Source organism: Streptomyces sp. NBC_01410 (assembly GCF_045040195.1).
Classification (GTDB): domain Bacteria; phylum Actinomycetota; class Actinomycetes; order Streptomycetales; family Streptomycetaceae; genus Streptomyces.
Genome location: NZ_CP109530.1, coordinates 1,094,135 through 1,116,926, shown reverse-complemented (window position 1 = coordinate 1,116,926; position 22,792 = coordinate 1,094,135). Strand labels below are relative to the sequence as shown.

19 protein-coding genes and 1 pseudogene are annotated in these 22,792 nt (G+C 70.5%); 10 read left to right on the top strand and 10 right to left on the bottom strand.

What is annotated here, in order from left to right; genetic code table 11:
* Positions 1-7: 7 nt before the first annotated feature.
* The gene (locus tag OG741_RS05205; RefSeq protein WP_405595598.1) at positions 8-2,269 is read right to left on the bottom strand and encodes a SpoIIE family protein phosphatase; all 2,262 of its coding nucleotides are present in this window, start codon (positions 2,267-2,269) and stop codon (positions 8-10) included.
* Between the two features lie 117 nt (positions 2,270-2,386).
* Here OG741_RS05205 and OG741_RS05200 point away from each other — a divergent pair.
* Positions 2,387-2,518: pseudogene (locus OG741_RS05200) on the top strand (plasmid stabilization protein); the annotation flags it as partial.
* 39 nt (positions 2,519-2,557) lie between these two features.
* On the opposite strand, the gene OG741_RS05195 reads toward OG741_RS05200, so the two are convergent.
* The gene (locus tag OG741_RS05195; RefSeq protein WP_405595596.1) at positions 2,558-3,367 is read right to left on the bottom strand and encodes a VOC family protein; all 810 of its coding nucleotides are present in this window, start codon (positions 3,365-3,367) and stop codon (positions 2,558-2,560) included.
* A 259-nt stretch (positions 3,368-3,626) separates the two neighbouring features.
* Between OG741_RS05195 and OG741_RS05190 the strand changes: the two genes are divergently transcribed.
* From OG741_RS05190 to OG741_RS05180, 3 genes are all read left to right on the top strand, one after another.
* On the top strand, positions 3,627-3,854 hold the full coding sequence (locus OG741_RS05190; RefSeq protein ID WP_405595593.1) for a DUF6458 family protein: 228 nt from the start codon (positions 3,627-3,629) through the stop codon (positions 3,852-3,854).
* Between the two features lie 76 nt (positions 3,855-3,930).
* Positions 3,931-5,262, top strand: coding sequence for an NAD(P)/FAD-dependent oxidoreductase (locus OG741_RS05185; protein WP_405595592.1), 1,332 nt, complete (start codon positions 3,931-3,933; stop codon positions 5,260-5,262).
* A gap of 1 nt (position 5,263) precedes the next feature.
* Entirely contained in the window at positions 5,264-7,108 is a 1,845-nt protein-coding gene (locus OG741_RS05180; RefSeq protein WP_405595589.1) for a transketolase, read from the top strand.
* A 50-nt stretch (positions 7,109-7,158) separates the two neighbouring features.
* On the opposite strand, the gene OG741_RS05175 is transcribed toward OG741_RS05180, so the two are convergent.
* Positions 7,159-7,329: a hydrophobic protein gene (locus OG741_RS05175; RefSeq protein ID WP_266484641.1), complete on the bottom strand. Its 171-nt coding sequence runs from the start codon at positions 7,327-7,329 to the stop codon at positions 7,159-7,161.
* 63 nt (positions 7,330-7,392) lie between these two features.
* Here OG741_RS05175 and OG741_RS05170 point away from each other — a divergent pair, with 63 nt between their 5' ends.
* Together OG741_RS05170 and OG741_RS05165 are read left to right on the top strand one after the other, a co-directional pair.
* A complete protein-coding gene (locus OG741_RS05170; protein WP_405595587.1) occupies positions 7,393-7,893 on the top strand; it encodes a DUF6328 family protein in 501 nt (166 codons plus the stop codon).
* A gap of 198 nt (positions 7,894-8,091) precedes the next feature.
* On the top strand, positions 8,092-8,715 hold the full coding sequence (locus OG741_RS05165) for an LAETG motif-containing sortase-dependent surface protein (RefSeq protein ID WP_405595586.1): 624 nt from the start codon (positions 8,092-8,094) through the stop codon (positions 8,713-8,715).
* 98 nt (positions 8,716-8,813) lie between these two features.
* Here the strand turns inward: OG741_RS05165 and OG741_RS05160 are convergent, their stop codons facing one another.
* From OG741_RS05160 to OG741_RS05135, 6 genes are all read right to left on the bottom strand, one after another.
* Entirely contained in the window at positions 8,814-9,710 is an 897-nt protein-coding gene (locus tag OG741_RS05160) for a TauD/TfdA dioxygenase family protein (protein WP_405595584.1), read from the bottom strand.
* A 48-nt stretch (positions 9,711-9,758) separates the two neighbouring features.
* Positions 9,759-11,084: an LLM class flavin-dependent oxidoreductase gene (locus OG741_RS05155; RefSeq protein WP_405595581.1), complete on the bottom strand. Its 1,326-nt coding sequence runs from the start codon at positions 11,082-11,084 to the stop codon at positions 9,759-9,761.
* A gap of 11 nt (positions 11,085-11,095) precedes the next feature.
* Complete coding sequence (locus tag OG741_RS05150) at positions 11,096-11,980, bottom strand: ABC transporter permease (RefSeq protein WP_405595579.1); 885 nt, start codon at positions 11,978-11,980, stop codon at positions 11,096-11,098.
* The gene (locus OG741_RS05145; RefSeq protein ID WP_405595576.1) at positions 11,977-12,792 is read right to left on the bottom strand and encodes an ABC transporter ATP-binding protein; all 816 of its coding nucleotides are present in this window, start codon (positions 12,790-12,792) and stop codon (positions 11,977-11,979) included. Before OG741_RS05145 ends, OG741_RS05150 begins: the two co-directional genes overlap by 4 nt.
* A gap of 4 nt (positions 12,793-12,796) precedes the next feature.
* Positions 12,797-13,810 (bottom strand): ABC transporter substrate-binding protein, encoded by a 1,014-nt coding sequence (locus OG741_RS05140; RefSeq protein WP_405595574.1) that lies wholly within the window; start codon positions 13,808-13,810, stop codon positions 12,797-12,799.
* A gap of 210 nt (positions 13,811-14,020) precedes the next feature.
* Positions 14,021-14,104, bottom strand: coding sequence for a putative leader peptide (locus tag OG741_RS05135; RefSeq protein WP_351446407.1), 84 nt, complete (start codon positions 14,102-14,104; stop codon positions 14,021-14,023).
* 364 nt (positions 14,105-14,468) lie between these two features.
* On the opposite strand from OG741_RS05135, the gene OG741_RS05130 reads away from it, so the two are divergent.
* Entirely contained in the window at positions 14,469-17,888 is a 3,420-nt protein-coding gene (locus tag OG741_RS05130) for a phosphodiester glycosidase family protein (protein ID WP_405605405.1), read from the top strand.
* Positions 17,889-18,185: 297 nt separating this feature from the next.
* On the top strand, positions 18,186-19,043 hold the full coding sequence (locus OG741_RS05125) for a hypothetical protein (protein ID WP_405595572.1): 858 nt from the start codon (positions 18,186-18,188) through the stop codon (positions 19,041-19,043).
* Positions 19,044-19,046: 3 nt separating this feature from the next.
* On the opposite strand, the gene OG741_RS05120 is transcribed toward OG741_RS05125, so the two are convergent.
* Positions 19,047-20,102, bottom strand: coding sequence for an enoyl-CoA hydratase/isomerase family protein (locus tag OG741_RS05120; protein WP_405595569.1), 1,056 nt, complete (start codon positions 20,100-20,102; stop codon positions 19,047-19,049).
* 208 nt (positions 20,103-20,310) lie between these two features.
* Here OG741_RS05120 and OG741_RS05115 point away from each other — a divergent pair, with 208 nt between their 5' ends.
* Together OG741_RS05115 and OG741_RS05110 are read left to right on the top strand one after the other, a co-directional pair.
* On the top strand, positions 20,311-21,489 hold the full coding sequence (locus OG741_RS05115) for a serine hydrolase domain-containing protein (protein WP_405595567.1): 1,179 nt from the start codon (positions 20,311-20,313) through the stop codon (positions 21,487-21,489).
* A gap of 98 nt (positions 21,490-21,587) precedes the next feature.
* Positions 21,588-22,778, top strand: a complete 1,191-nt coding sequence (locus OG741_RS05110; RefSeq protein WP_405595565.1) for an acyl-CoA dehydrogenase family protein — start codon at positions 21,588-21,590, stop codon at positions 22,776-22,778.
* The last annotated feature ends 14 nt before the right edge of the window (positions 22,779-22,792 follow it).

The following is a 22,792-nucleotide window of genomic DNA, read 5'->3' as shown; positions in this document are numbered from 1 at the left end:
GCCGACGTCAGACCACGCGGATCGCGATGAGGCTGGTGTCGTCGTCCGTGTCGCCCGTGGCCTCGCTCAGCAGCCGGTCGGCCTGTTCCTCGACTTCGCAGGCGCTCAGCCCCTCCGCCGCCCGCCGCAGCGTCTCGAGGCCCTGGTCCAGCCCGTCGTGACGGCGTTCGATGAGCCCGTCGGTGTACAGCAGAAGTGTGTCGCCGGGCTTCAGCTGGGTGATCGTCTCCCTGTAGACGGACGAGGGTACGGCCCCCAGCAGGATGTCGCGCGGCGGGTCGATCAGCTGCGCCGTGCCGTCCCGCAGCAGCAGCGGCGGCAGATGCCCGGCGCTCGCCCAGCACAGCGTCCGGTCGGCCGGATCGTAGAGTGCGCAGACCGCCGTGGCCGTCGGGTGCCCCTGCGTGTTCAGGGTGACCTCGTTCAGCCACTGCATGAGCCGTCCCGGTGTGTGCCCGGTGAAGGCCAGCCCCCGCAGGGCGTTGCGCAGAGCGACCATTCCCGTGGCGGAGTCGATGCCGTGCCCGGCGATGTCGCCGACCGCGACCAGCACCCTGCCGTTGGGCAGCGGGAGTACGTCGTACCAGTCCCCGCCCACGCGGTACTCCTGGACCGCGGGCCGGTAACGGGCCGTCGCCTGCAGCCCGGGCAGCCGCCGCAGAGCGGGCATCTCGGGGACGATCGCCTGCTGGAGCTGGAGGGCCAGCCGGTGCCGCAGGGCTGCCTGCGCCTGCACGGCGGTGAGCTGGTCGAAGGTGGCGGTGAGGGCCACCTCGGCGTGGAACCCGGCCGAGACGTCCTGATACACGCCGGTGAGCCCGGTGAGGACCCCCTCGTCGAGCAGCGGCTCCGCCGCGATCCGTACATGCCGCAGCCCACCGTCGTCCCGGATGACGCGCACCACCGCGACCGCGCCCTTTCGCCGCTCGGTGAGCGTCGACAGCAGCTCGGTCAGATCGTCGCCGTCCTCCGGATGCACGCGCAGCAGCAGCTTTGAGAGAGGGATCGGCTGCGACTGCGGATCGACGCCGAGAATTCCGTAGGCCTGCTCGCTCCAGCTCGATGTGCCGGCGACGAGATCGTCCTCGAACGGCGCGACGCCCTGGAGTTGGCTCACCGCGCGCGTGGCGGCCGTCCGCAGGTCGCTGCCGGTGTGCCACAGGACGACCGCCTGTTCGTCGCCGGCCGCCAGGACACGCACATCGAGGAGAGGGGCGGGGGAGCCCTCGCGGTGTTCCACGGGGACGCGGGCCGCGCGCTGGAGGGAAGTGGCCTCGTACGCGCGCCGGATGAGCGGCGCGAGGTCGGCATGGTGCCGGGGGAAAGCCACTTCGAGCGGCTGCCCCACCGCCTGGTAGGTCCCGCCGAGTGCTTCGGACGCCGGCTCGTTGAGGTGCTCGACCGACAGCGTCGAGGAGTCCGGACCCAGACGCACCGTCGCCGCCGGATGGGCCAGGGCGTCGACCAGGTCGTCGAGCAGCGGCGACCGGGACGGTTCGGCCTCCGTGGCGTTGAGTACCCTCGCCGCCACGTCGATCAGATCGGTGAGCGCGCGGCGCAGATTCTCGTCGAGATCCGCGCGGTTGGGCCAGACGGCGAGGGCCAGCCCCACGGTCGCGCCCTGGAGCCGCAGCGGCAGCAGTGCGCGGGCGGCCTCGGGTCCCGGGCCGGGAAGGACGACGTCCATGGGCGGCCCCGTGGCCAGCCACACCGGCGAGCCCTCGGCGAGGACCGACTGGAAGGGCGCCGGGAGGCCGGGCGGGATCCACTGCCATCGCGCGGCTTCGGTGGCGCTCACTCCGGCGTGTCCGGCCAGGCGCAGACAGTCGGACTCCATGCGCCGCCACAGCCACAGACTCTGCACACCGAGCGGGCGCAGGCCGCCGTCCAGCAAGGTGGCAGCCGCCTCGCTCACCGCCTCGTTCGCCTCGGCCGCGGTGACGACCTGGCGCATCCGGCGTGCCCCGGCGAGAACGTCCTCGCCTCCGGTGGGAGGTGCGACGGCGATGGTTCCCGCCACGCCGTTGACGATGTCCGCGGCCAGGTCCTGCGTACTCACCCCCGTCGCCTCGGCGAGCCGGGCGAGGTGCTCGGCGGCCTCGGCGGGCGACGCCTGCAGCTGCGCCACCAGGATCCCGGTGGCCAGATCGATCAGATGCCGCCGTGTGAGCTGCTCGCGCAGACCCGCGTTGTCGGCGGCGAGGCCGGCGAGCGCGGCGGACCGTTCGTCGTGCCCGCCGCTCAGGCCCGAAGGCTCCCGCGCAGGCATGATCACGACTACCCCCATCCCGGGCAGACGGCGCGATGCGGGCGATCGCGCCCGATCTGGATTTTACGCGGCGGTGCCCCGGATTGCGGCCCCAGGCGGACCGCCGCAGGGTGGTGGGGGAACCCGCGTTCGCACAGCGGATTCGAAGGGCCGACCTACGACCAGCTGTACGCCGAGGCGCAGCGCCGCGACATCCATGGCCGGTCGTCCATGAACAAGAACGAGCTCAAGCGCTCACTGGGCCGCTGACTCCGGCAGCCGCGTCACCGCGCGGGTCCCGCCGGATCCCTACGGCTGCGCGGAGGTGACGGTGAACAGGGCGCCGTCGGGATCGCGCAACGCCGCCTGAAGGCCCTGCGGCGAGGACTGCCGCTCCAGGACGACAGCGCCGTTGTCCAGGGCCGCATCGACAGTTGCCGCTACATCCTCGACGGGGAAGTGGACATGCCACCTGGGCCTGATCATGGGATCGGGCGCCTCTCCCGACGCCCCGGAACTGATGCGCGCCAGAACGTGCCCCTCGCTGCGGAGCACGACCTCCTCCCCCTCGTAGCTGACCTGGCAGCAGCCCGGGCGGTCCGTCGCCCACTCCAGGACTTCTCCGTAGAAGATGGCGGCATCGAGGGTGTTACGGGTGCGCAGGCGCAGCCAGGCGGGAGCGCTCTTGCGCCACCGGTGCCAGTTGGGGATGAGCATCCCTTCCCAGATGCCGAAGACGGCGCCGTCGCGGTCCGCCGCCAGGGCTCCCCGCCCCATGGCGAACGACAGCGGGCCGACCGCGACCGTGCCGCTGCGCTCCCGGATGCGTGCCGCCGCCTCGTCGGTGTCGGTCACGGCGAAGTACGGAGTCCAGTCGACGGCGACCTGCAGCCTGGGCGCCAGTGCCCCGATGCCCGCGACCGGCGCTCCGTCGGAGAAGGCCACGCTGAATTCCTCGCCCATGCGGCCCTTGCGGAAGCGCCATCCCAGTACCGCTCCGTAGAAGTCCTGCGCGGCCTGCAGATCCCGGGTCATCAGGCTGACCCAGCACGGCGCACCGAACACGGACGCGCTCGATGGGGCAGTCTGCGATCTGACTGCTCTCGGTTCGTTGTCCATAACCCTCGGTGTCCTGATCGAATGCGCGTGAGCGGCGGGGGTGACGGGAGTCGGCTGACGCAGCCCATCCTCTCGCCGAGGAGGCGTCCTCGCGAGCGGCGCGCCCGCCGAGTCCCCGTCCGCGCCGCCGCCAAACCCGTTGCCCCGGCGTTTTCTGACCGCAGTCCGCTGTTTTCCGTCTCCCGGCACGGGTACCCGGCTGTGACCGTCCCTGCGCAGAGGTTCGTAGGCAGGGATTCGTACAGGGAAGGTGAGTCACATGGGTCTTGGCGGGTGCATCATCCTGATCGCCGCCGGAGCGATACTGACGTTCGCCACCGACTGGAAGGTGGAGGGCGCCAATCTCGACGTGGTGGGCCTGATCCTGATGGCCGTGGGCATCATCGGCGTCGCCACGTTCACCAGCATCGCCAGGCGCCGGCGCGTCATCGTGCCGCCGTCGACGCCGGTGGTCGACGCGGAGCGCGACCGCCACCGCTACGAGTGACGGTGCCGGTTCGTCGCCTTGGCAGGGGCACCCGCCGGGCTCGTTATGCCCAGTCCCCACTCGCGCCGGAGTCACCGTGAATCGTTCCCGTGTCGTTGTCGTCGGAGCCGGATTCGCCGGTTTCCAGGCCGCCCGAGCGCTCTCCAGGACCGCCCGGGACGAGGCCGAGATCATCCTGCTCAATCCCACCGACTACTTCCTCTATCTGCCGCTGCTGCCGCAGGTCGCGGCGGGGATCCTGGAACCCCGACGAGTGAGTGTTTCGCTCCCCGGCACACTGCCGCGGGTACGTCTGCAGCTGGGCGAGGCCACCGGAGTCGATCTGGACGCGCGGCGCGTCCGGTTCACCGATCCCGAGGGCCGCTCCGGCACGCTGGAGTACGACCGTCTGGTGCTTGCCGTCGGCAGTGTGAACAAGCTGCTCCCCGTGCCCGGGATCGCCGATTACGCCCATGGCTTCCGCGGACTTCCTGAGGCGCTCTATCTGCGCGACCACATCACCCGGCAGATCGAGCTGGCCGATGTCGCCGCGAGTGCGGGGGAGAGCGCGTCGCGCCGTACCTTCGTGGTCGTCGGCGCCGGGTACACCGGAACGGAAGTCGCCGCTCAGGGGCAGCTGTTCACCGACGCGCTGACCCGCCAGCGGCCCGCCGGGAACCGCGGCGGCCGGGCCCGCTGGGTGCTGCTCGACATCGCCGACCGCGTCCTGCCCGAGCTGGACCACCGGCTGTCGTCGACGGCCGACCGGGTGCTGCGCCGGCGCGGTGTCAACGTACGCACCGGGACCTCGGTCAAGGAGGCCACCGAGGCCGGAGTGCTGCTGGACGACGGGGAGTTCATCGACACGAAGACATTGATCTGGTGTGTGGGCGTACGTCCCGACCCGCTGGTGTCCGAGGTCGGACTGCCCGTCGAACGCGGCCGTCTCGTGGTCGACCCGCGGCTGGGCGTGCCCGGCCATCCCGAGGTCTTCGCCTGCGGTGACGCGGCCGCCGTGCCTGACCTGACCCGGCCCGGCGAGTACACGCCGATGACCGCTCAGCACGCCTCGCGCCAGGGCAAGCTGGCCGGACTCAATGTGGCGGCCTCACTCGGCGACGGCGAGCAGCGCCCGTACGAACATCATGATCTGGGCTTCGCCGTCGACCTCGGAGGCGTCCAGGCCGCCGCGAACCCCCTGGGCATTGCGCTGTCCGGGCCGCTCGCGGGCGCCGTGACCCGCGGCTACCACCTGGCAGCCATGCCCGGCAACCGGGTGCGTGTCGCCGCCGACTGGCTGCTGGACGCTGTGCTGCCGCGCCAGTCCGTCCAGCTGGGTCTCGTCCGTTCCTGGTCGGTTCCGCTGGACAGCGCCTCACCGGAACTCGCCCGCGTCCCGGGCCCGGGCACCGTCGCCAAGGAGGAGTGAGATGCGAAACGAACAACTGGCAGAACTGGGGCAGCAGTTGCGTGTGGACTCCGTCCGTGCCGCCGACGCGGCGGGCTCCGGGCACCCCACGTCCTCCATGTCGGCGGCGGACCTGGCCGCCGTGCTGCTGGCCAACCATCTGCGCTACGACTTCGACCGGCCCGGCCATCCCGGCAACGACCGGCTGATCTTCTCGAAGGGACATGCCTCTCCGCTGCTGTACGCGCTCTACCGGGCGGCGGGTGTCATCGACGAGGAGGAACTGTTCACCTTCCGCCGCCTGGGCAGCCGTCTCGAAGGACATCCCACCCCCCGTCTGCCGTGGGTGGACGTGGCCACCGGGTCGCTCGGGCAGGGCCTGCCGGTCGGTGTCGGCATGGCGCTCGCGGGCAAGAAGCTCGACCAGATCCCCTACCGGGTGTGGGTGTTGTCGGGCGACAGCGAGATGGCCGAGGGGTCCGTCTGGGAAGCTGTCGAGCATGCGGCGTACGAACACCTCGACAATCTGACGCTGATCATCGATGTGAACCGGCTCGGCCAGCGCGGTCCGACGCGCCACGAGTGGGACCTCGATGCGTACGCCCGCAGGCTGCAGGCCTTCGGCTGGCACACCATAGAGATCGACGGCCATGACGTCGGCGCGGTCGATGAGGCACTGGCCGAGGCCCGCACCACCTTCCGCCGGCCCACCGCGGTCATCGCCCGCACCCACAAGGGGCGCGGCGTCTCCACCGTCGAGGACCGGGAGGGCATGCACGGCAAACCGCTGCCCCACGCCGGGGAAGCCGTCGAGGAACTCGGCGGACCGCGCGCCATCCACGTCGATGTCCAGCCGCCGCCCGCGGCACGCGTGCTGCACGGCACCCGCGGCGGGCACGCCGAGCCGCCGCGCTTCGCCGTCGGCGAATCGGTCGCGACCCGCACCGCGTACGGGAAGGCCTTGGCCGCACTCGGCTCGGAGCGCGCCGACGTCGTCGCGCTCGACGGCGAGGTCGGCGACTCGACCCGTACCGAATACTTCGCCAAGGCGCACCCCAGCCGCTACTTCGAGTGCTATATCGCCGAGCAGCAACTCGTCGCGGCGGCCGTGGGGATGCAGGCGCGGGGCTATGTCCCCTATGCCGCCACCTTCGCGGCGTTCCTGACGCGTGCCCACGACTTCATACGCATGGCAGCAGTCAGCCGGGCGAGCATCAGGCTCGTCGGCTCGCACGCGGGAGTCGCCATCGGCCAGGACGGACCGTCCCAGATGGGGCTGGAGGATCTGGCGATGTTCCGTGCGGTTCCGGGCAGCACCGTGCTCTGTCCGTGCGACGGCAATCAGACGGCCCGCCTGGTCGAGGCCATGGCCGATCTGTCCGGTGTCAGCTATCTGCGCACCAGCAGGGGCGAAACGCCGGTCCTCTACGGACCCGACGAGGAGTTCCCGGTCGGCGGCTCCAGGGTGCTGCGGTCGAGCGAGCGGGACCGGTTGACCGTGGTCGCCGCGGGAGTGACGGTCCATGAGGCGCTGGCGGCGGCCGAGTTGCTGGAGAGTGAAGGTATCGCCGTGCGGGTCGTCGACCTCTACTCCGTCAAGCCGGCCGATGCGCGGACACTGCAGAAGGCGGCCGACGAGACACGGTGCCTGGTGACGGTGGAGGACCATCGTCCGCAGGGTGGTCTGGGCGACGCGGTCGCGGAGGTCTTCTCCGACGGGCGACCGGCGCCCCGGCTGGTGCGGCTCGGAGTCCGGAACATTCCCGCGTCGGCCACGCCTCAGGAGCAGTTGCGCGTCGCCGGTATCGACGCGGCGTCGATCGCGGTCGCCGCACGGCTGCTCGTGGAAGAAGTGGTGGTGCGCTGAGAAAAGAGAAGTACGGCGGCCCGGAGGCCGCCGTACTTCTTCACTTCTCGCTACCACCGGTACCAGCGAGACCGAGTGCCACCCACCGATGTCGACCGCATCAGGAATCCCAGCAGCCATACGACCAGGACGATGATGGCAATCCACCAGAGTGCCTTCACAGCAAAACCGGCACCGAAGAGAATCAGCGCGAGTAGCAGAACGAGCAGGATGGGAACCATAGTCTGTACCTCCAATTAGCGGGTGCCCCCTGTTCTTCGGCGTACACATCGAGGACGTGCGACATGACTGAGAAAGCGGAAGACGGCCCGGAGCGCGGCCGGGACGAGACGCCGGAGGAGAGGGCCGACCGGAGATGGACCGATCTGCTGCAGGAATTGCGGGTCGCTCAGACCGGGGTTCAAATCCTGTTCGGATTTCTGCTCGCGGTGGCTTTCCAGCCCCGGTTCGCCGGGCTTTCCGACACCGATCGCCACATCTATCTGGTCACCATGCTGCTGGGGGCGGCGACGACCGGTGTTCTCATCGGGCCCGTCTCCTTCCATCGCCTTCTGACCGGCCAGCGGCTCAAGCCGGAGACGGTCGTCTGGGCCTCCCGCCTCACGGTCGTCGGCCTGGTTCTGCTGCTGTGCACGATGGCGTCCGCGCTGCTGCTCATCCTGCGGATCGTCGTCGACGACGAGGTCGCGCTGTGGCTGGTCGCCGGGATGGTCGGCTGGTTCGTCGTCTGCTGGTTCGTCCTGCCCTTCTGGGCTCGCGCCCTCGGCCGACGGACCGACGAATGACCCATGGTTGCGCTCCATTTCGGTCACCTTGTGCCCTCGTACCGTTTCGGGCAAGTGCATCAACTGCGCCGAGGGGGCGGCGGATTGGGTGACGCGAGTCAGCCAAAGAAGGGGGTGGGGTGGGTGTAAACCTCTGGGAGCTTGGCGGTACTGTGCGCGCACCGCCAAATGGGTGGCGCGGCAACCGTGGAGGAATGAGTGACAACAAACAACAGATCGTGGCGGCGGGCAGGAGCCTTCGCAACGATCGCGACGGTCAGTGCACTCGGCGTCGGCCTGGCCGCCGGCACCGCCCAGGCGCACACCCCTGTGTGGGAGGTGACCTGCACCGAGGTCAGCGTCGACCTCACCGCTTACAGCCCCAAGGAAGACAACACCGTGACCGTCACGGTGGACGGCAAGGACCTGCTGCCCGCCGAGACGTTCAAGGGCAACTTCCACAAGAAGCTCGAGCTCCCCAAGCACGACAAGGAGCTCACCGTCCGTCTCGTCGTGAAGGCGGGCGACGACGACAAGTTCTCGCGCGACGAGAGCAAGACGGCGCCCGTGTGCGACGACACGCCGAGCCCGTCGCCGACCCCGTCGGAGACGCCCAGCCCGTCCACTCCCGCGCCGAGCGAGACTCCGAGCGACACCCCGAGCACCGCCACCAGCTCCGCCGAGGTGCCCCCGGCTTCGACCAAGCCGAGCCCCTCGGGTGACCTGGCCGAGACGGGCTCCTCCAGCTCCACCCCGCTGATCGCCGGCGCTGCCGCCGTGGTCATAGTCGCGGGTGGCGGCATCATGTGGGCCGCTCGCAAGCGGCGCAGCGCGCAGCACTGACCTTGGCGCGTTTGCCGCGGGGGAACGAACCGCGGAGCGCCGCCGCAGCGGCGCACACGGGAAGGGCGGGCCCTCGGCCCGCCCTTCCTGCGTTGTCGTCAGGCCGCCGCGGGTGTGTAGTGCGCGGCCTCGTCGCCCTCGACCACCCGGCTGAGGCTGCCGTCGACGCCGACCGGGACATCGCCCGCGACCGTCACCCGGTGCAGCAGGCGGGGCAGATCGCCGTAGTCGTCGGGCGCGTAGTGCTGGGTGATGCGGTTGTCGAACAGGACGAGGTCGCCGGGCGCCCAGGACCAGCGGACGACGTTCTCCGGGCGGGTCACGTACGACTGCAGGATCCTCAGGATGTCGCGGGACTCGGACGGGGACAGGCCCACCAGAGACTGCGCGAAGCCGCCGATGAACAGCCCGCGCTCGCCCGACTCGGGGTGGACACGCACCACCGGGTGCTCGGTGCGGTACCTCCTGGAGACGAACTGCCTGCGGTGCTCGGCGGCTTTCTCGCTCTTCGGCTCGGCGTAGTCGTAGGCGTTGGTGTGCACCGCCCACAGCCGGTCTGCCAGTTCGCGCAGCGCATCCGGCAGATCCCGGTAGGCGGCAGCCGAGTTGGCGATCAGGGTGTTGCCGCCGTAGGGCGGGACGACGAGGCTGCGCAGTGTGGACGCCTTGGGCGGGGTACGCAGGAAAGTGACGTCGGTGTGCCACTGGTTGGCACGGATTCCTTCGTCGCCGTCGACCGCCAGGATGTGCGGCTGCCCCTCGGCGGACGGCACGGTCGGGTGCGCCGTGGTGAGTTCACCGAAGAGCGAGGCGAACCGGAGCTGCGCCGCGTCGTCGAGCTCCTGGCCGCGGAAGAAGAGTGCCTTGTGCTCCAGGAGCGCCGCGTTGATCTCGCTCACGACGGCGGGCTCGAGTTCCGTGGAGATGTCGACGCCGAGGATCTCGGCGCCGATGCGGCCGCCGATCCGGCGGATGTCGAAACCGGTGCTGGTCATGCGGGAACGTCCTCTCTGTTTACGGGAAAATGCGGGGGCGGTAGGGGATCAGTGGGCCCGGCCGGGCGGCCGCTCCAGGCCGTAGTGCTCGCGCAGCGTGCGACCGCTGTACTCGGTGCGGAACAGGCCACGGTCCTGGAGCAGCGGAACCACCTGGTCGACGAAGTCGTCGAGTCCGCCCGGCAGATACGGGGGCATGATGTTGAAGCCGTCGGCCGCGCCCTGGGTGAACCACTCCTCCAGCTGGTTCGCGATCTGCTCGGGCGTACCGGCGAAGACGCGGTGTCCGCGTCCGCCGCCGAGCCGTGCGATCAGCTGCCGGATGGTGAGCTGCTCGCGCCGGGCGAGGTCCGCGACCAGCGTGAAGCGTGATTTGTTGCCGTTGATGTCCCGCTCTTCGGGGAGCTCGGGCAGCGGGCCGTCGAGCGGCAGTCCGCTCAGATCCGTGCCGAGCATCCCGGACAGCTGCTCCAGTCCGTACTCCGGCACCTGCAGGCCCGTGAGCTCGTCCTCCAGCGCCCGCGCCTCGGCCTCGGTGGCGCCGATGACGGGGCAGATGCCGGGCAGGATCTTCAACTGGTCCGGTCGACGGCCGTACTTCGCCAGCCGTGACTTGAGGTCCTTGTAGAAGGTCTGGCCGTCCGCCAGGGTCTGCTGGGCGGTGAACACCGCCTCCGCGTACCGGGCGGCGAACTCCTTGCCGTCCTCCGACGAACCGGCCTGCACCAGCAGCGGATGCCCTTGCGGCGAGCGCTGTACGTTGAGCGGCCCGTCCACCCGGAAGTGCGTGCCGCGGTGGTCGATCGCGGCTACCGCACCCTCCTCGGAGTAGACGCCACGTTCGCGGTCGACGACCGGCGCGTCGTCGCGCCAGCTGTCCCACAGCTGCTTGGTCACATCGAGGAACTCGGCGGCCCGCTCGTAGCGCAGGGCGTGCTCCAGGTGTTCCTCGCGGCCGAAGTTCCTGGCCTCTGCGACATTCCCGGAGGTGACGATGTTCCAGCCGGCGCGTCCCCCGCTGATGTGGTCGAGCGAGGCGAACTTGCGCGCCACATGGAAGGGCTCGTTGAACGTGGTGGAGACAGTGGCGATCAGGCCGATGTGCTCGGTGGCCACGGCCAGCGCGGACAGCAGAGTGAGCGGCTCGAACCCGCCGACCGCGTTGTAGCGGGCATTGCCCCACAGGGCGACACCGTCCGCGAGGAACAGCGAGTCGAGCCTGCCGCGTTCGGCGGTGCGGGCCAGCTCCTGGAAGTACGAGATGTCGGTGATGCGCTCCGGCTGGGTGCGCGGATGTCGCCAGGCCGCGTCGTGATGACCGGCGTTCATCAGGAAGGCATTGAGGTGGAACCGGCGTGGAGTGTCGGCGGACATGGGCTGTTCCCTCAGTTTCCGGTCGGGGTGCGCCAGGACGTGAAGCGGCGCTCCAGGGCCACGAGCAGCTGGTTGAAGCCGACGCCGATGGCGGAGATGGTGATGATCCCGGCGTACATGTCGGGGATCGCGAAGTTGAATTGCGAGGCATTGACGAGATAGCCGAGCCCGGCCTTGGCACCTACCATTTCGGCGGCGACGAGGACGAGGATCGCGACCGCGCCCGCCAGCCGGATGCCGGTGAAGACCGTCGGCACCGAGGCGGGAAGGATCACCTTCTGGAAGATCCTCGGCGCGGGCAGATCCATCGACCTGGCCAGCCTCAGCAGGGTCGGGTCCACGCTGCGTACGGCACTGATGGTGTTCAGCAGGATCGGCCAGGTGCACGCGTACAGCACGATGGAGATCTTCGAGGTCTCGCCGATGCCGAGCAGCAGGACGAAGACGGGAAGCAGCGCCAGAGCCGCGGTGTTGCGGAAGACTTCCAGCAGCGGCCCGAGAAGGTCCGCGAGCGGCCGGTACCAGCCGATCAGCAGGCCCAGCGGTACGGCCAGCGCGACCGCGAGCCCGAATCCGGTGAGCGAGCGGCCGAGGCTGGCCTGTGCGTGCTCGGCGAGCTGCCCGTCGAGCAGCAACTGCCACCAGGCGACGGCCACTTCGGAGAACGGCGGCAGGAAGGTGCGGTCCACCAGGGCAAGCCGGGGCGCGGTCTCCCACACCGCAAGGAGCAACCCGATCGCCACGGTCCGCGTGAACACGGCCAGCAGTACGTGGCCCGTACGCCGTAGGGGAGTCGGCAGCGTCCGGCGCGGGACCGCGAGCGCCGGATCGGTGTCGTGTGCGGCGCCGCCGGAATCGACGGCCGGCGCGAGCGCCTTCTCGGTGGTGATGCTCATGGCGTTGCGGCCTCCCTCTCCTCTTGCTGGGCCCGGCCGACCTCGTCGCGCAGCAGGCTCCAGATCTGGTGGCGGTGGTGCGCGAACTCGGGGCTGGAGCGCGGATCGGCATCGGCATCGGCGCCGCGGTCGCCCAGGTCGATCGGCACGACCTCCTTGATCCGGCCGGGCCGCGAGGTCAGCACGGCGACCCGCTGCCCGAGGTGGACCGCCTCGTCGATGCCGTGCGTGATGAACACGATCGTCTTGCCGGTGCGCTGCCAGATACGCAGCAGCTCGTCCTGGAGGGACTCGCGGGTCTGCGCGTCGAGCGCGGCGAACGGCTCGTCCATGAGCAGCACATCGGGGTCGTACGCGAGGCTGCGTGCGATGGCGACCCGCTGGCGCATACCGCCGGAGAGCTCGTGCGGATGGCGGTCCTCGAAGCCGGTGAGACCGACGAGCGCCAGATACTCCCTGGCCCGCCCGGCCCTGACCCGGCGCGGCACCCGGGTCGCTTCGAGGCCGAACTCCACATTCCCCAGGGCGGTGCGCCAGGGGAGCAGGGCGTACTGCTGGAAGACGATGCCCCGGTCCAGGCCCGGGCCTGTGACGGGCTCTCCGTCCAGCAGGATCCGGCCGGAGGTGGGCGCCGAGAGACCGCCGAGAAGATCGAGCAGCGTCGACTTGCCGCAGCCGCTCGGGCCCACGATGACCACGAACTCACCGGCGGCGACGTCGAGATCGATGCCGTCGAGCGCGGTGACCTGGCCCTGGTTCCCGCGTACGGGAAAGGTCTTGCCGACGCCCTGGAAGCTGATTTTCGCGGTCATGGGGTCAACTCCCCTCCTTGGCCCGGTTGGTGTTGAACTCGTTGGTGAACAGATCGGGGACGCTGACCTGGCCGGACGTGATGTCCCCGCGCTCGGTGAGCCAGTCGGCCCAGACCGAGAGCTCCTGCTCCGCGATCCGGCCGCCGGGCGCGGAGACGCCGTACGACCGCCAGAACGCGAGCGCGTCGGGACTTTCGTTGCGCTTGCGCTTGGCGACGATCTCGGTCATCCGGGCCACGACCTCGGCGCGGGGTGTCGTACGGGACCAGTCCAGGGCCCTGCCCACTCCGGTGACGAAGGTCCGTACCGTCTCCGGGTTCTGCTTGATGAAGCGCTCGGTCAGGACCAACGTCCCGGCGCTGAAAGGCCCGCGCAGATCGAAGTCGCTGAAGAGTTTGCGTACGCCCCCGGTCGCGAGAGCCTTGTCGCGCAGGATGCCGCCGAGGACCGCCACGTCGATCTGCCGCTGCCGCAGTGACTGTTCGGTGTTGACGGGCGGGATGACGATCCGTTCGACCTGCTCGGCCTCGGCCCGGCTGAGCCCGCTCTTCTTGAGGTAGATGTCGAGCATCGCCTCGTGGTGGGCGCCGAGGGTGTTCATCCCGACCTTCTTGCCGATGAGGTCGCGGGGCGAGCGGATGGCGCTCTTCTCGGTGACGTAGAAGCCGCTGTAGGCGTACTTGTCGGAGCCGTAGTAGCTGACGACGGCCTTGATGGGGGCCTTGCGGGCGGCGAGCTTGACCACCGCGCCGTTGAACGCGCCGCCGAAGTCGGTCTGGCCCGACGCGGCGGACTGGATGTCCTGCGGGCCGCTGATGGTGTTGCCCACCCAGTCGAGCTTCAGACCGTCCAGGAAGCCGAGGGCAGCGGCCAGTTCGGGTGGGGTGACCGCGCCGGCCGAACCCTGGTAGCGGAGCGTCGTGGTGTTGCGGATGCCGCTGCCGCTCGCCGTGCCGCAGCCCGCGGCCGCCAGCGCCGAGAGGCCGGAGAGCACAAGGAAGGTGCGTCTGGAGGTCATCAGTCATTCCGTTTCGGGGTACGCGAAGTTGCCTGAATCGCCATGCCGAAGGGCGCAGTTCATTCAGGAAGGAGACAGGTGCAATTGCGGCAGGGGAATTCAGCGGAAGGCCTGCCGAGGAATTACCGCGTGACGGGAGCGATTGTGCTCAGCCCGTCGTAAGGGCCCGGAGCAAGGGCCGGAGGCGGAGAGAGATCAGCTGAGCGTGTTTCAGCGGCCGGCGGCACAGAGTGCGCTGGCGTGCCGTCGAAGATCGACGTGCAGGCGCGATACGAGAATGTCAGCTTGACTCACACCCGAGAGAATGGCAGCGACTTCCGGTCACGTCAATGAGCGCCGGAAATCGTCTCGCATGCTGAATTGTTGCGGATTTCTTTCACGAATGTGGCCTGTACGGGAAGAGTTGCGGGCGGCCGGATCCTGCGCACCCCGGTGAGCGTGACCGCCGGTCCCCCGATGCGTCGACGTGCCGTCAGCCTCTGTTCTCCCTTGGTTCTCACGGCCCCCTGTTGCGGTTGTCCCGGCCCCGCGATGCTGTGCGGTGACAGCGCTTGCTGTGAGCGCAACTCGCCGTATTCCAGGAGTAGTTGTGGGCCTTGGCAGAGCAAGACGCTCCGTCGTGCTGGTCGCGACGGTGTCCGCCCTGGTGGCGGGGGCGATGTCCCCCGCAGTCGCCGATTCCACCCCCGACCCACGCCCCCGCGACGCGTACGAAGTGTTGCGCCCGGTGGCGCCGCCGCCCGCGAGCAACGCGGCCACCAGTCCCCGGGCTGTCGCCGACGGCGACGGAATCGAGACGGCGCGCAGCGCCCGGCCGATCGCTCCGGGCATCAGCCTCACCTCGTACGACCGGCTGGAATCGGACAAGTGGCTGCGGGTCGACGCTCTTTCCGTCGACCTCGGCGGCAGCGGCGTACAGGCGGACTATCTCTCCTCGGGCACGGTCGCCGACCGCCGTGCCGTCTCCGAACTCGCCGCCCAGCACGACCCGGGACCGGGCCGTCGCACGGTCGCGGCCATCAACGCCGACTTCTTCGACATCAACCAGACCGGCGCTCCACAGGGTCCCGGCATCAAGGACGGCAAGGTCACCCAGTCACCTGCCGCGGGTGCCAACCGGGCCGTCGGGATCGGCCCCGGGAACGCGGGACGCGTTCTCCAGCTGTACTTCGACGGCACCCTGACGCTGCCCTCGGGCACGCACCCGCTGACCGCGTACAACGCCGCCAATGTCCCGGCGGGCGGCATCGGCGCGTACACCGCGGCCTGGGGGACGGCCGACCGGGCGCTGACCGTCGACGCCGCGACTCCCGTCGCCGAAGTCCTCGTTCGCGACGGCAAGGTGGCCGAGGTCGCGAGCAGGCCGGGCAGCGGGCCGATCGCGCCGGACACCACCGTCCTGGTCGGCCGCGAGGCAGGCGCCGGGGTGCTCGCCGCGCTGCGGCCGGGCGACCCCGTCGCCCTGGAGTACCGGCCGCGCACCGACAACGGACCCGTACCGCGCACCGCGGTCGGCGGCCGTGAACTCCTCGTCGTCGACGGCACACCCCAGAACCACGACGTCGAGGGCAACAACACCGCCGCTCCCCGCACCGCCGTCGGCTTCTCCAAGGACGGCCGCGCGATGCAGGTCATCACCGTCGACGGCCGGCAGGCCGACAGCGGCGGCGTCACCCTCACCGAGCTCGGCCTGATGATGAAGCAGGCCGGTGCCCACAGCGCCCTGAACCTCGACGGCGGCGGATCGTCGACACTCGTCGCCCGCGAACCCGGCAGCGACGCGCTCCAGGTGGAGAACAGCCCCTCCGACGGCAGCGAACGCACCGTCCCCAACGGGCTCGCGCTCACCGCGCCGGACGGCAGCGGACGCCTGCGCGGCTTCTGGGTCGAGACCCGTACGCCCGCCGGGAGCGCTGCCACCGCCGACCCGGTCAAGGGCGGCCACCCCGAGCGGGTCTTCCCCGGACTGACCCGCCGGCTCACCGCCGCCGGTTACGACGAGACGTACGGACCGGCCGCCGGGACCCCGCACTGGCGTACCGTCAGGCCCTCGGTGGGCCGGGTCGACGACCACGGCGTGTTCCGGGCCCGGCGCAGCGGCACCACCGAGGTACGCGCGGAACGTGCGGGCGCCCACGGCAGCACCCGGCTGACGGTCCTCGACGACCTCGCCCGGATCGAACCGACCACCCGGCGCGTCGGCCTCGCGGAGGCGAACGCCACCGGCACGTTCGGCATCCTGGGCCTCGACGCGCAGGGCAACAGCGCACCCGTCGAACCGGCCGACGCCGAACTCGCCTACGACCACACCCTCTTCGACATCCGCGACGACGGACGGGGCTCCTTCACCGTCAGGTCCCTCACGGGCAGCGGCGCCGGACGGATCACGGTGACCGTCGACGGCGTCACCACCGTTCTGGCAGTCAGCGTCGGCCTCGCCGAACAGGCCGTTTCCGGCTTCGACGACGCCGCGGCCTGGACCTTCAGCCAGGCGCGCGCGAGCGGTTCGGTCGCGGCGACGCCCGACGGCCAGAGCGGCACCGGCCTGGAGCTCACCTACGACTTCACGCAGTCGACGGCGACCCGCGCAGCGTACGCCAACCCGCCCAGGCCGATCCCCGTACCCGGTCAGCCGCAGTCCTTCACGCTCTGGATCAAGGGCGACGGGAAGGGCGCCTGGCCCACCCTGCACCTCAAGGACGCGGCCGGGTCCGACCAGCTGCTGCGCGGGCCGTACGTCACCTGGACAGGCTGGCGGCGAGTGACCTTCGCGGTGCCGCCCGGGGCCGCGACGCCGCTGTCCGTCTTCCGCTTCTATCTGGCCGAGACCGCGGCCGCGAAGCAGTACACCGGGAAGATCGTCATCGACGGACTGAGCGCGCAGGTGCCGCCGACGGTCGACCTGCCCGCGCAGCCGCGTACGCCCGATCCGCTGATCGACCCGGCAGCCGAAACCGAGGCCAGGGACTGGCAGTTCGCGGTCATGTCCGACGCGCAGTTCGTCGCCCGCGACCCCGACAGCGCGATCGTCGCCCAGGCACGGCGCACCCTGCGCGAGATCAAGGCCGCCCGGCCCGAGTTCCTCGTCGTCAACGGCGACCTGGTCGACGAGGGCTCGCCGGCGGACCTCGCCTTCGCCCGGCGGGTGCTGACAGAGGAGCTGGGCGACGAGCTGCCCTGGTACTACGTGCCGGGCAACCACGAGGTGATGGGCGGAAAGATCGACAACTTCATCGCCGAATTCGGGCCCGCGCACCGTGTGTTCGACCATCGTGGTACGCGCTTTCTCACCCTCGACACATCGAGCCTGAGCCTGCGGGGCGGCGGCTTCGCCCAGATCAAGGAGGTGCGGGCGCAGCTGGACGCGGCGGCGAAGGACCCGGGCGTCAGCTCGGTGATGCTCGTCGAGCACGTACCGCCGCGTGACCCGACCGTCCAGAAGGGCAGCCAGCTGAGCGACCGCAAGGAGGCGGCGCTGATCGAGCAGTGGCTCGCGGAGTTCCGCCGTACGACGGGGAAGGGGGCGGGGCTCATCGGCAGCCATGTCGGCGTCTTCCACGCGGACCACGTGGACGGCGTGCCGTATCTGATCAACGGCAATTCGGGCAAGGCGCCGGCGGGGCCGGTGAACGAAGGCGGTTTCACGGGCTGGTCGCTGGTCGGCGTCAACACGGTGTCCCGGTCGGAGCAGCAGGCCGGTCGGCTCCGGCCGTGGGAGGGACAGCCCGACTGGGTCTCCGTCCAGACCCGCGCCCATGTCGACGGCCTGACGCTCGACGCGCCCGCGGCTCTGCCGCCGGGCCGCAGCGGGGCCGCGGCGGCGACGGTCACGCAGGGCGCGCGCCGGATCCCGGTCGCGTTCCCGCTGAGCGCGGACTGGACGGGCTCGCCGAACCTGTTCATCGGCGCGCCGGAGGATGCCCGCCACCGGCATGTGGCGTCCTTCGACCCGAGGACGGGCCGCGTGACGGCGCTGCGGCCGGGGACGGTGACGCTGGCGGTGACGGTTGCGGGCGTGACGAGCCGCACGGAGATCCGCGTGGCGGGGGAGGGGGAGGGGGCGGGGGCGGTGGCGTAGGCGGCGCCTGCGGGCGGGCCTTGTCCCCTACCCGCCCCTTCCCGTAACCGGGGCTCCGCCCCGGACCCCCCGCCTCAAACGCCGGCGAGGCTGGATGTGCGGCTCGGCCGCACATTTCAGCCCGTCCGGCGTTTGAGGACATGCGGCCGAAGGTCGCATACGGGGTCTGGGGCTTGCCCCAGTTCGGGAAGGGGCGGGTAGGGGAACAGCCCCGCGCAGCGGAACCGCACCAGGCCGCCCCCCAGCCCCGCGCACAACCGCGCTCGCCCGTCTGATACGAAAGCCGGACGATCCGGCATGACCAGTCACGCCAAGCACGGGAGCACCATGACCGCCGCACGCAACCGCCTCCTCTACGTCACCGATCTCGGCTACGAGGCCAAGGGACGCCGGTACTGCGACGAGGACATCCGGCTCTCCGGCCGCCTGCGTGAGGACTTCGACATCGCCCTGTGCCATCCGCTGGACGCGGCGCGCCTCATGGACCCCTTCGACGCCGTCGTCGTACGCAACAGCGGTCCGGTGCTCCACTACCAGCGCGAGTACGACGCGTTCCTGGACCTCGTCCGACGGTCCGGCGTCCGCCTCTACAACCCGCCGACGGGCCGCGCCGACATGGCGGGCAAGCAGTATCTGGTGGAGCTGAGCGCCGCCGGATTTCCGGTCATCCCGACCGTGGACCGCGGTGAGGACGTCGGACGGCTGCCGCACGCGGCGCAGTACGTCGTCAAACCCAAGCTCGGCGCGGACTCGATCGGCATGGAGTTCGTCGACAGGGACGGCCTGGACGGGCTCGTGTACGGCGAGGTCCTGGTGCAGCCCAGGATCCCGTTCCGCTACGAGGTGTCGTTCTACTTCGTCGACCGCGACTTCCAGTACGCGCTGTACGCCCCGCGCCCGGAGCGCCGCTGGGAGCTGGAGCGCTACGAACCGGGCCCGGGCGACCTGGAGTTCGCGCAGCGGTTCATCGACTGGAACACCTTGGACCACGGCATCCAGCGCGTCGACGCCTGCCGGGCACCGGACGGCGAGCTGCTGCTCGTCGAGCTGGAGGATCTCAATCCGTATCTCTCGCTGGACCTGGTCGAGGACAGCGTGCGCGAGACCTTCGTCGCCCGGACGAAAGCTTCCCTCCACGCGTTCCTCGGCGGCTGACGTTCAGCCGGCGAGTCCGAGTCCGAGTTCGCGCTCACCGAGGGGTGCGAAGAACCGGGCCACGTCCGCCTCCGTCACCTCCGAGAGCTCCGCGGGCGACCAGCGCGGCCTGCGGTCCTTGTCGATGACCTGGGCCCGGACCCCTTCGATCAGATCGGGCGAGGAGAAGGCTGCGGACGAGACGCGGAACTCCTGGTCCAGGACCGGCTCCAGCTCACCCAGCGCCCGGGCCCTGCGCATCGCCGCGAGGGTCACCTTCAAGGAGGTGGGGGACCGGGTGAGGATCGTCTCCGCGGCCTCCTTGGCCGCCGGATCGCCGCAGTCGAGCAGCCGCGCGAGGATCTCTTCCACGGTGTCGGCCGCGTAGGAGTGGTCGATCCACTCGCGGTGCGGGGCCAGTTCGCCTTCGGGCGCTGCGGCCGCGTATCGCCGGACCGTCTCGGAGACATCCAGCACGGCGAGAGAAGCGGTGAGCTCGGCCAGCCGCCGCGAGGGCACGAAGTGGTCGGCGAGCCCGCACAGCAGCGCGTCGGCCGCGCCGACCGCCGAGCCGGTGAGTGCCAGATGCGTGCCGAGCTCGCCGGGCGCCTGCGCGAGCAGATGCGTACCGCCGACGTCCGGTACGAAGCCGATGCCCGTCTCCGGCATGGCGACGGCAGATCGTTCCGTGACGATGCGCACGTCGCCGTGCGCGGACACGCCCACTCCGCCGCCCATGACGATGCCGTCCATCACGGCGACGTAGGGCTTGGAGTAGCGGGCGATGCGGGCATTGAGGCGGTACTCGTCGCGCCAGAAGGCCACCGAGGCGCTGCCGCCCGCGAGCGCGTCCGCGTGGATCGCGCGGATGTCGCCGCCCGCGCAGAGTCCGCGCTCACCGGCTCCCGCGATGACCACGACCTCGACGGCGGGGTCCTGCTCCCAGGCGGCGAGTGCCGCGTCGACGGTGCGGACCATGGGGTGGGTCAGGGCGTTGAGAGCCCGCGGGCGGTTGAGCGTGATGTACCCGGCGCGGCCCTCGGTGCGCAGCAGTACCGGCTCGGACTCGTCGAGGGCCATGAGTGTTCCTTCCGGGGACGGATCTTCTCGTCCCATCCTCGCTCACCCCTGCCCGACGATCGGTGGGCAGGGGTTCATGGCGACCGGGCGCGGGCCGCCGGGCGCGGCTTGTTCGGACTCTTCACGGCAGTCCGACCAGTCGGTACGTTCTCCATGAGCTCGACACCGGCAGGCCGGAATCCACCGGTCAGAGGCGACGGAGGCCCCCATGCCAGAACGTGCACCCCACATCGAAGGCCACTGCGACGATCGTTTCCGGGCGGTGCGTGCCGCCTTCGAGGAGAACTTCGGCGAGCGCGGCGAACTGGGCGCTGCCGTGACCGTGATCCTCGACGGGGAGTCCGTCGTGGACCTGTGGGGCGGGTGGGCCGACGAGGCGCGCACCCGCCCCTGGGAGCGCGAGACGCTGGTAAATGTGTGGTCGACGACCAAGGGCCCCACCGCCCTGTGTGCGCATCTGCTCGCCGACCGTGGACTGCTCGACCTGGACGCCCCCGTCGCCACCTATTGGCCGGAATTCGCCGCGGTGGGCAAGGAGACCCTCCCCGTACGCCATCTGCTCTCGCACCGCGCGGGCCTGTCCGGGCTCCGTGAGCCGCACAGCCTCGGCGAGCTCTACGACTGGGAGCTGACCTGTGCCCGCCTCGCGGCCACCGAGCCCTGGTGGGAGCCGGGCACCCGGTCGGGGTACCACGCGATGACGTACGGGTTCCTGGTCGGCGAGGTGATCCGGCGCATCACCGGACAGCTCCCGGGAGAGTTTCTGCACCAGGAGGTCACAGGGCCGCTCGGTATCGACTTCACCATCGGTCTGCCGGAGAAGGAGGCGGGGCGCGTCGCCGAGCTGGTGCATCCGCCCGCCGCGTCCGGCAGCGAACAGGCCGCAGTCTTCGCCCAGTTGCAGCCCGCCGCCCTGGCGGCCCTGGTCAACCCCATCGTCGGGGCGGCGGACGCCAACACACCTGCCTGGCGCGCGGCCCAGATCCCCGCCGCCAACGGCCACGGCACCGCCCGCGCCGTCGCCGCGCTCTACGGGATCTTCGCGGGCCGCGGTGAGTTCGCCGGCCGGCGCCTGCTGTCGCCCGAGGCGGCCGAACGCGTCCGCGAGAGCCAGGGCAGCTGCCGGGACCTGGTGCTCGCCGCCGGGTTCGAGCACGAGACGGAGGTCGGGCTCGGCCTCTGGCTGAGCGGCGAGAACGGTTCGTACGGACCCAATCCCCGTGCCTTCGGGCACGACGGCTTCGGCGGCTCCTGCGGTCTGGCCGACCCGGAGGCGGGCATCAGCCTCGGTTACGTCATGAACCGCATGGGCCCCAACATCGCCGACGATCCACGGAAGATGGCACTGGTGGACGCCCTGTACGAGGCGATCCGAGCGCCGCGCTAGCCCGATCCCGAATCGGTCGACGGCCCTTCCGGATTCTTGCAACACGTTCTACTGTGTGCGCCGCGCATGCGACGGATCGCGAGACTCCTGGAGGGGCCGTGCACCTCGAATACACGCCTGAGCAGCAGCAGTTGCGCGCCGAGCTGCGCACGTACTTCGCCGAACTCGTGCCGGACAACGTCTACGCCCGCTACGGCGACCCCGGCGAACAGAAGCGCTTCTACCGCGAGACCATTCGTCGTCTCGGCGGGGACGGATGGCTCGGCGTCGGCTGGCCGAAGGAGTACGGCGGCCGTGGTCTCAGCCCCATGGAGCAGTTCATCTTCTTCGACGAGGCCGCCCAGGCAGGCGTCCCGCTGCCGCTCATGGCTCTCAACACCGTCGGCCCGACGATCATGCAGTTCGGTACCGAGGAGCAGAAGGCCCACTTCCTGCCGAAGATCCTCTCCGGCGAGATCGACTTCGCGATCGGTTACAGCGAACCCGACGCGGGCACCGACCTCGCCGCCCTCAAGACCCGCGCCGTACGGGAGGGCGACGAGGACACCGGCACGTACACCGTCAACGGACAGAAGATCTGGACCACCAACGGCGACACCGCCGACTGGGTCTGGCTCGCCGTGCGCACCGACCCCGAAGCCCCGCCCCACAAGGGCATCACCATGCTGCTGGTGCCGACGTCCGATCCCGGTTACTCCTGCACCATCATCAACACCCTCGCCTCGCACGACACCACCGCCAGCTACTACGAGAACATCCGGGTGCCCGCATCCCGCCGGGTCGGCCAGGAGAACAAGGGCTGGCGGCTGATCACCAACCAGCTCAACCACGAGCGCGTCACCCTCGCCGCCCACGGCACCATGGCCATCCGCGCCCTCCACAACGTCCAGCGCTGGGCCGCCGACACCAAACTCGCCGACGGACGGCGCGTCATCGACCTCGGCTGGGTACGGGGGCGCCTGGCCCAGACCCACACCAAGCTCGACGCGATGAAACTGCTCAACTGGCAGATGGTGGGCGCCGTCCAGGAGGGCACCCTGACTCCGCACGACGCCTCCGCCGTCAAGGTCTACGGATCGGAGGCGCGCCGCGACGCGTACGCCTGGCTGATGGAGGTCGTCGGTATGGCAGGCCCGCTCAAGGAGGGCTCGGCGGGAGCCGTCCTGCACGGCGAACTGGAACGCGGCTACCGCTCCGCCGTGATCTTCACCTTCGGCGGCGGCAACAACGAGATCCAGCGCGAGATCATCTCCTGGATCGGACTGGGGATGCCGCGGGTGCGGCGCTGAGCGGCTGCGACGAG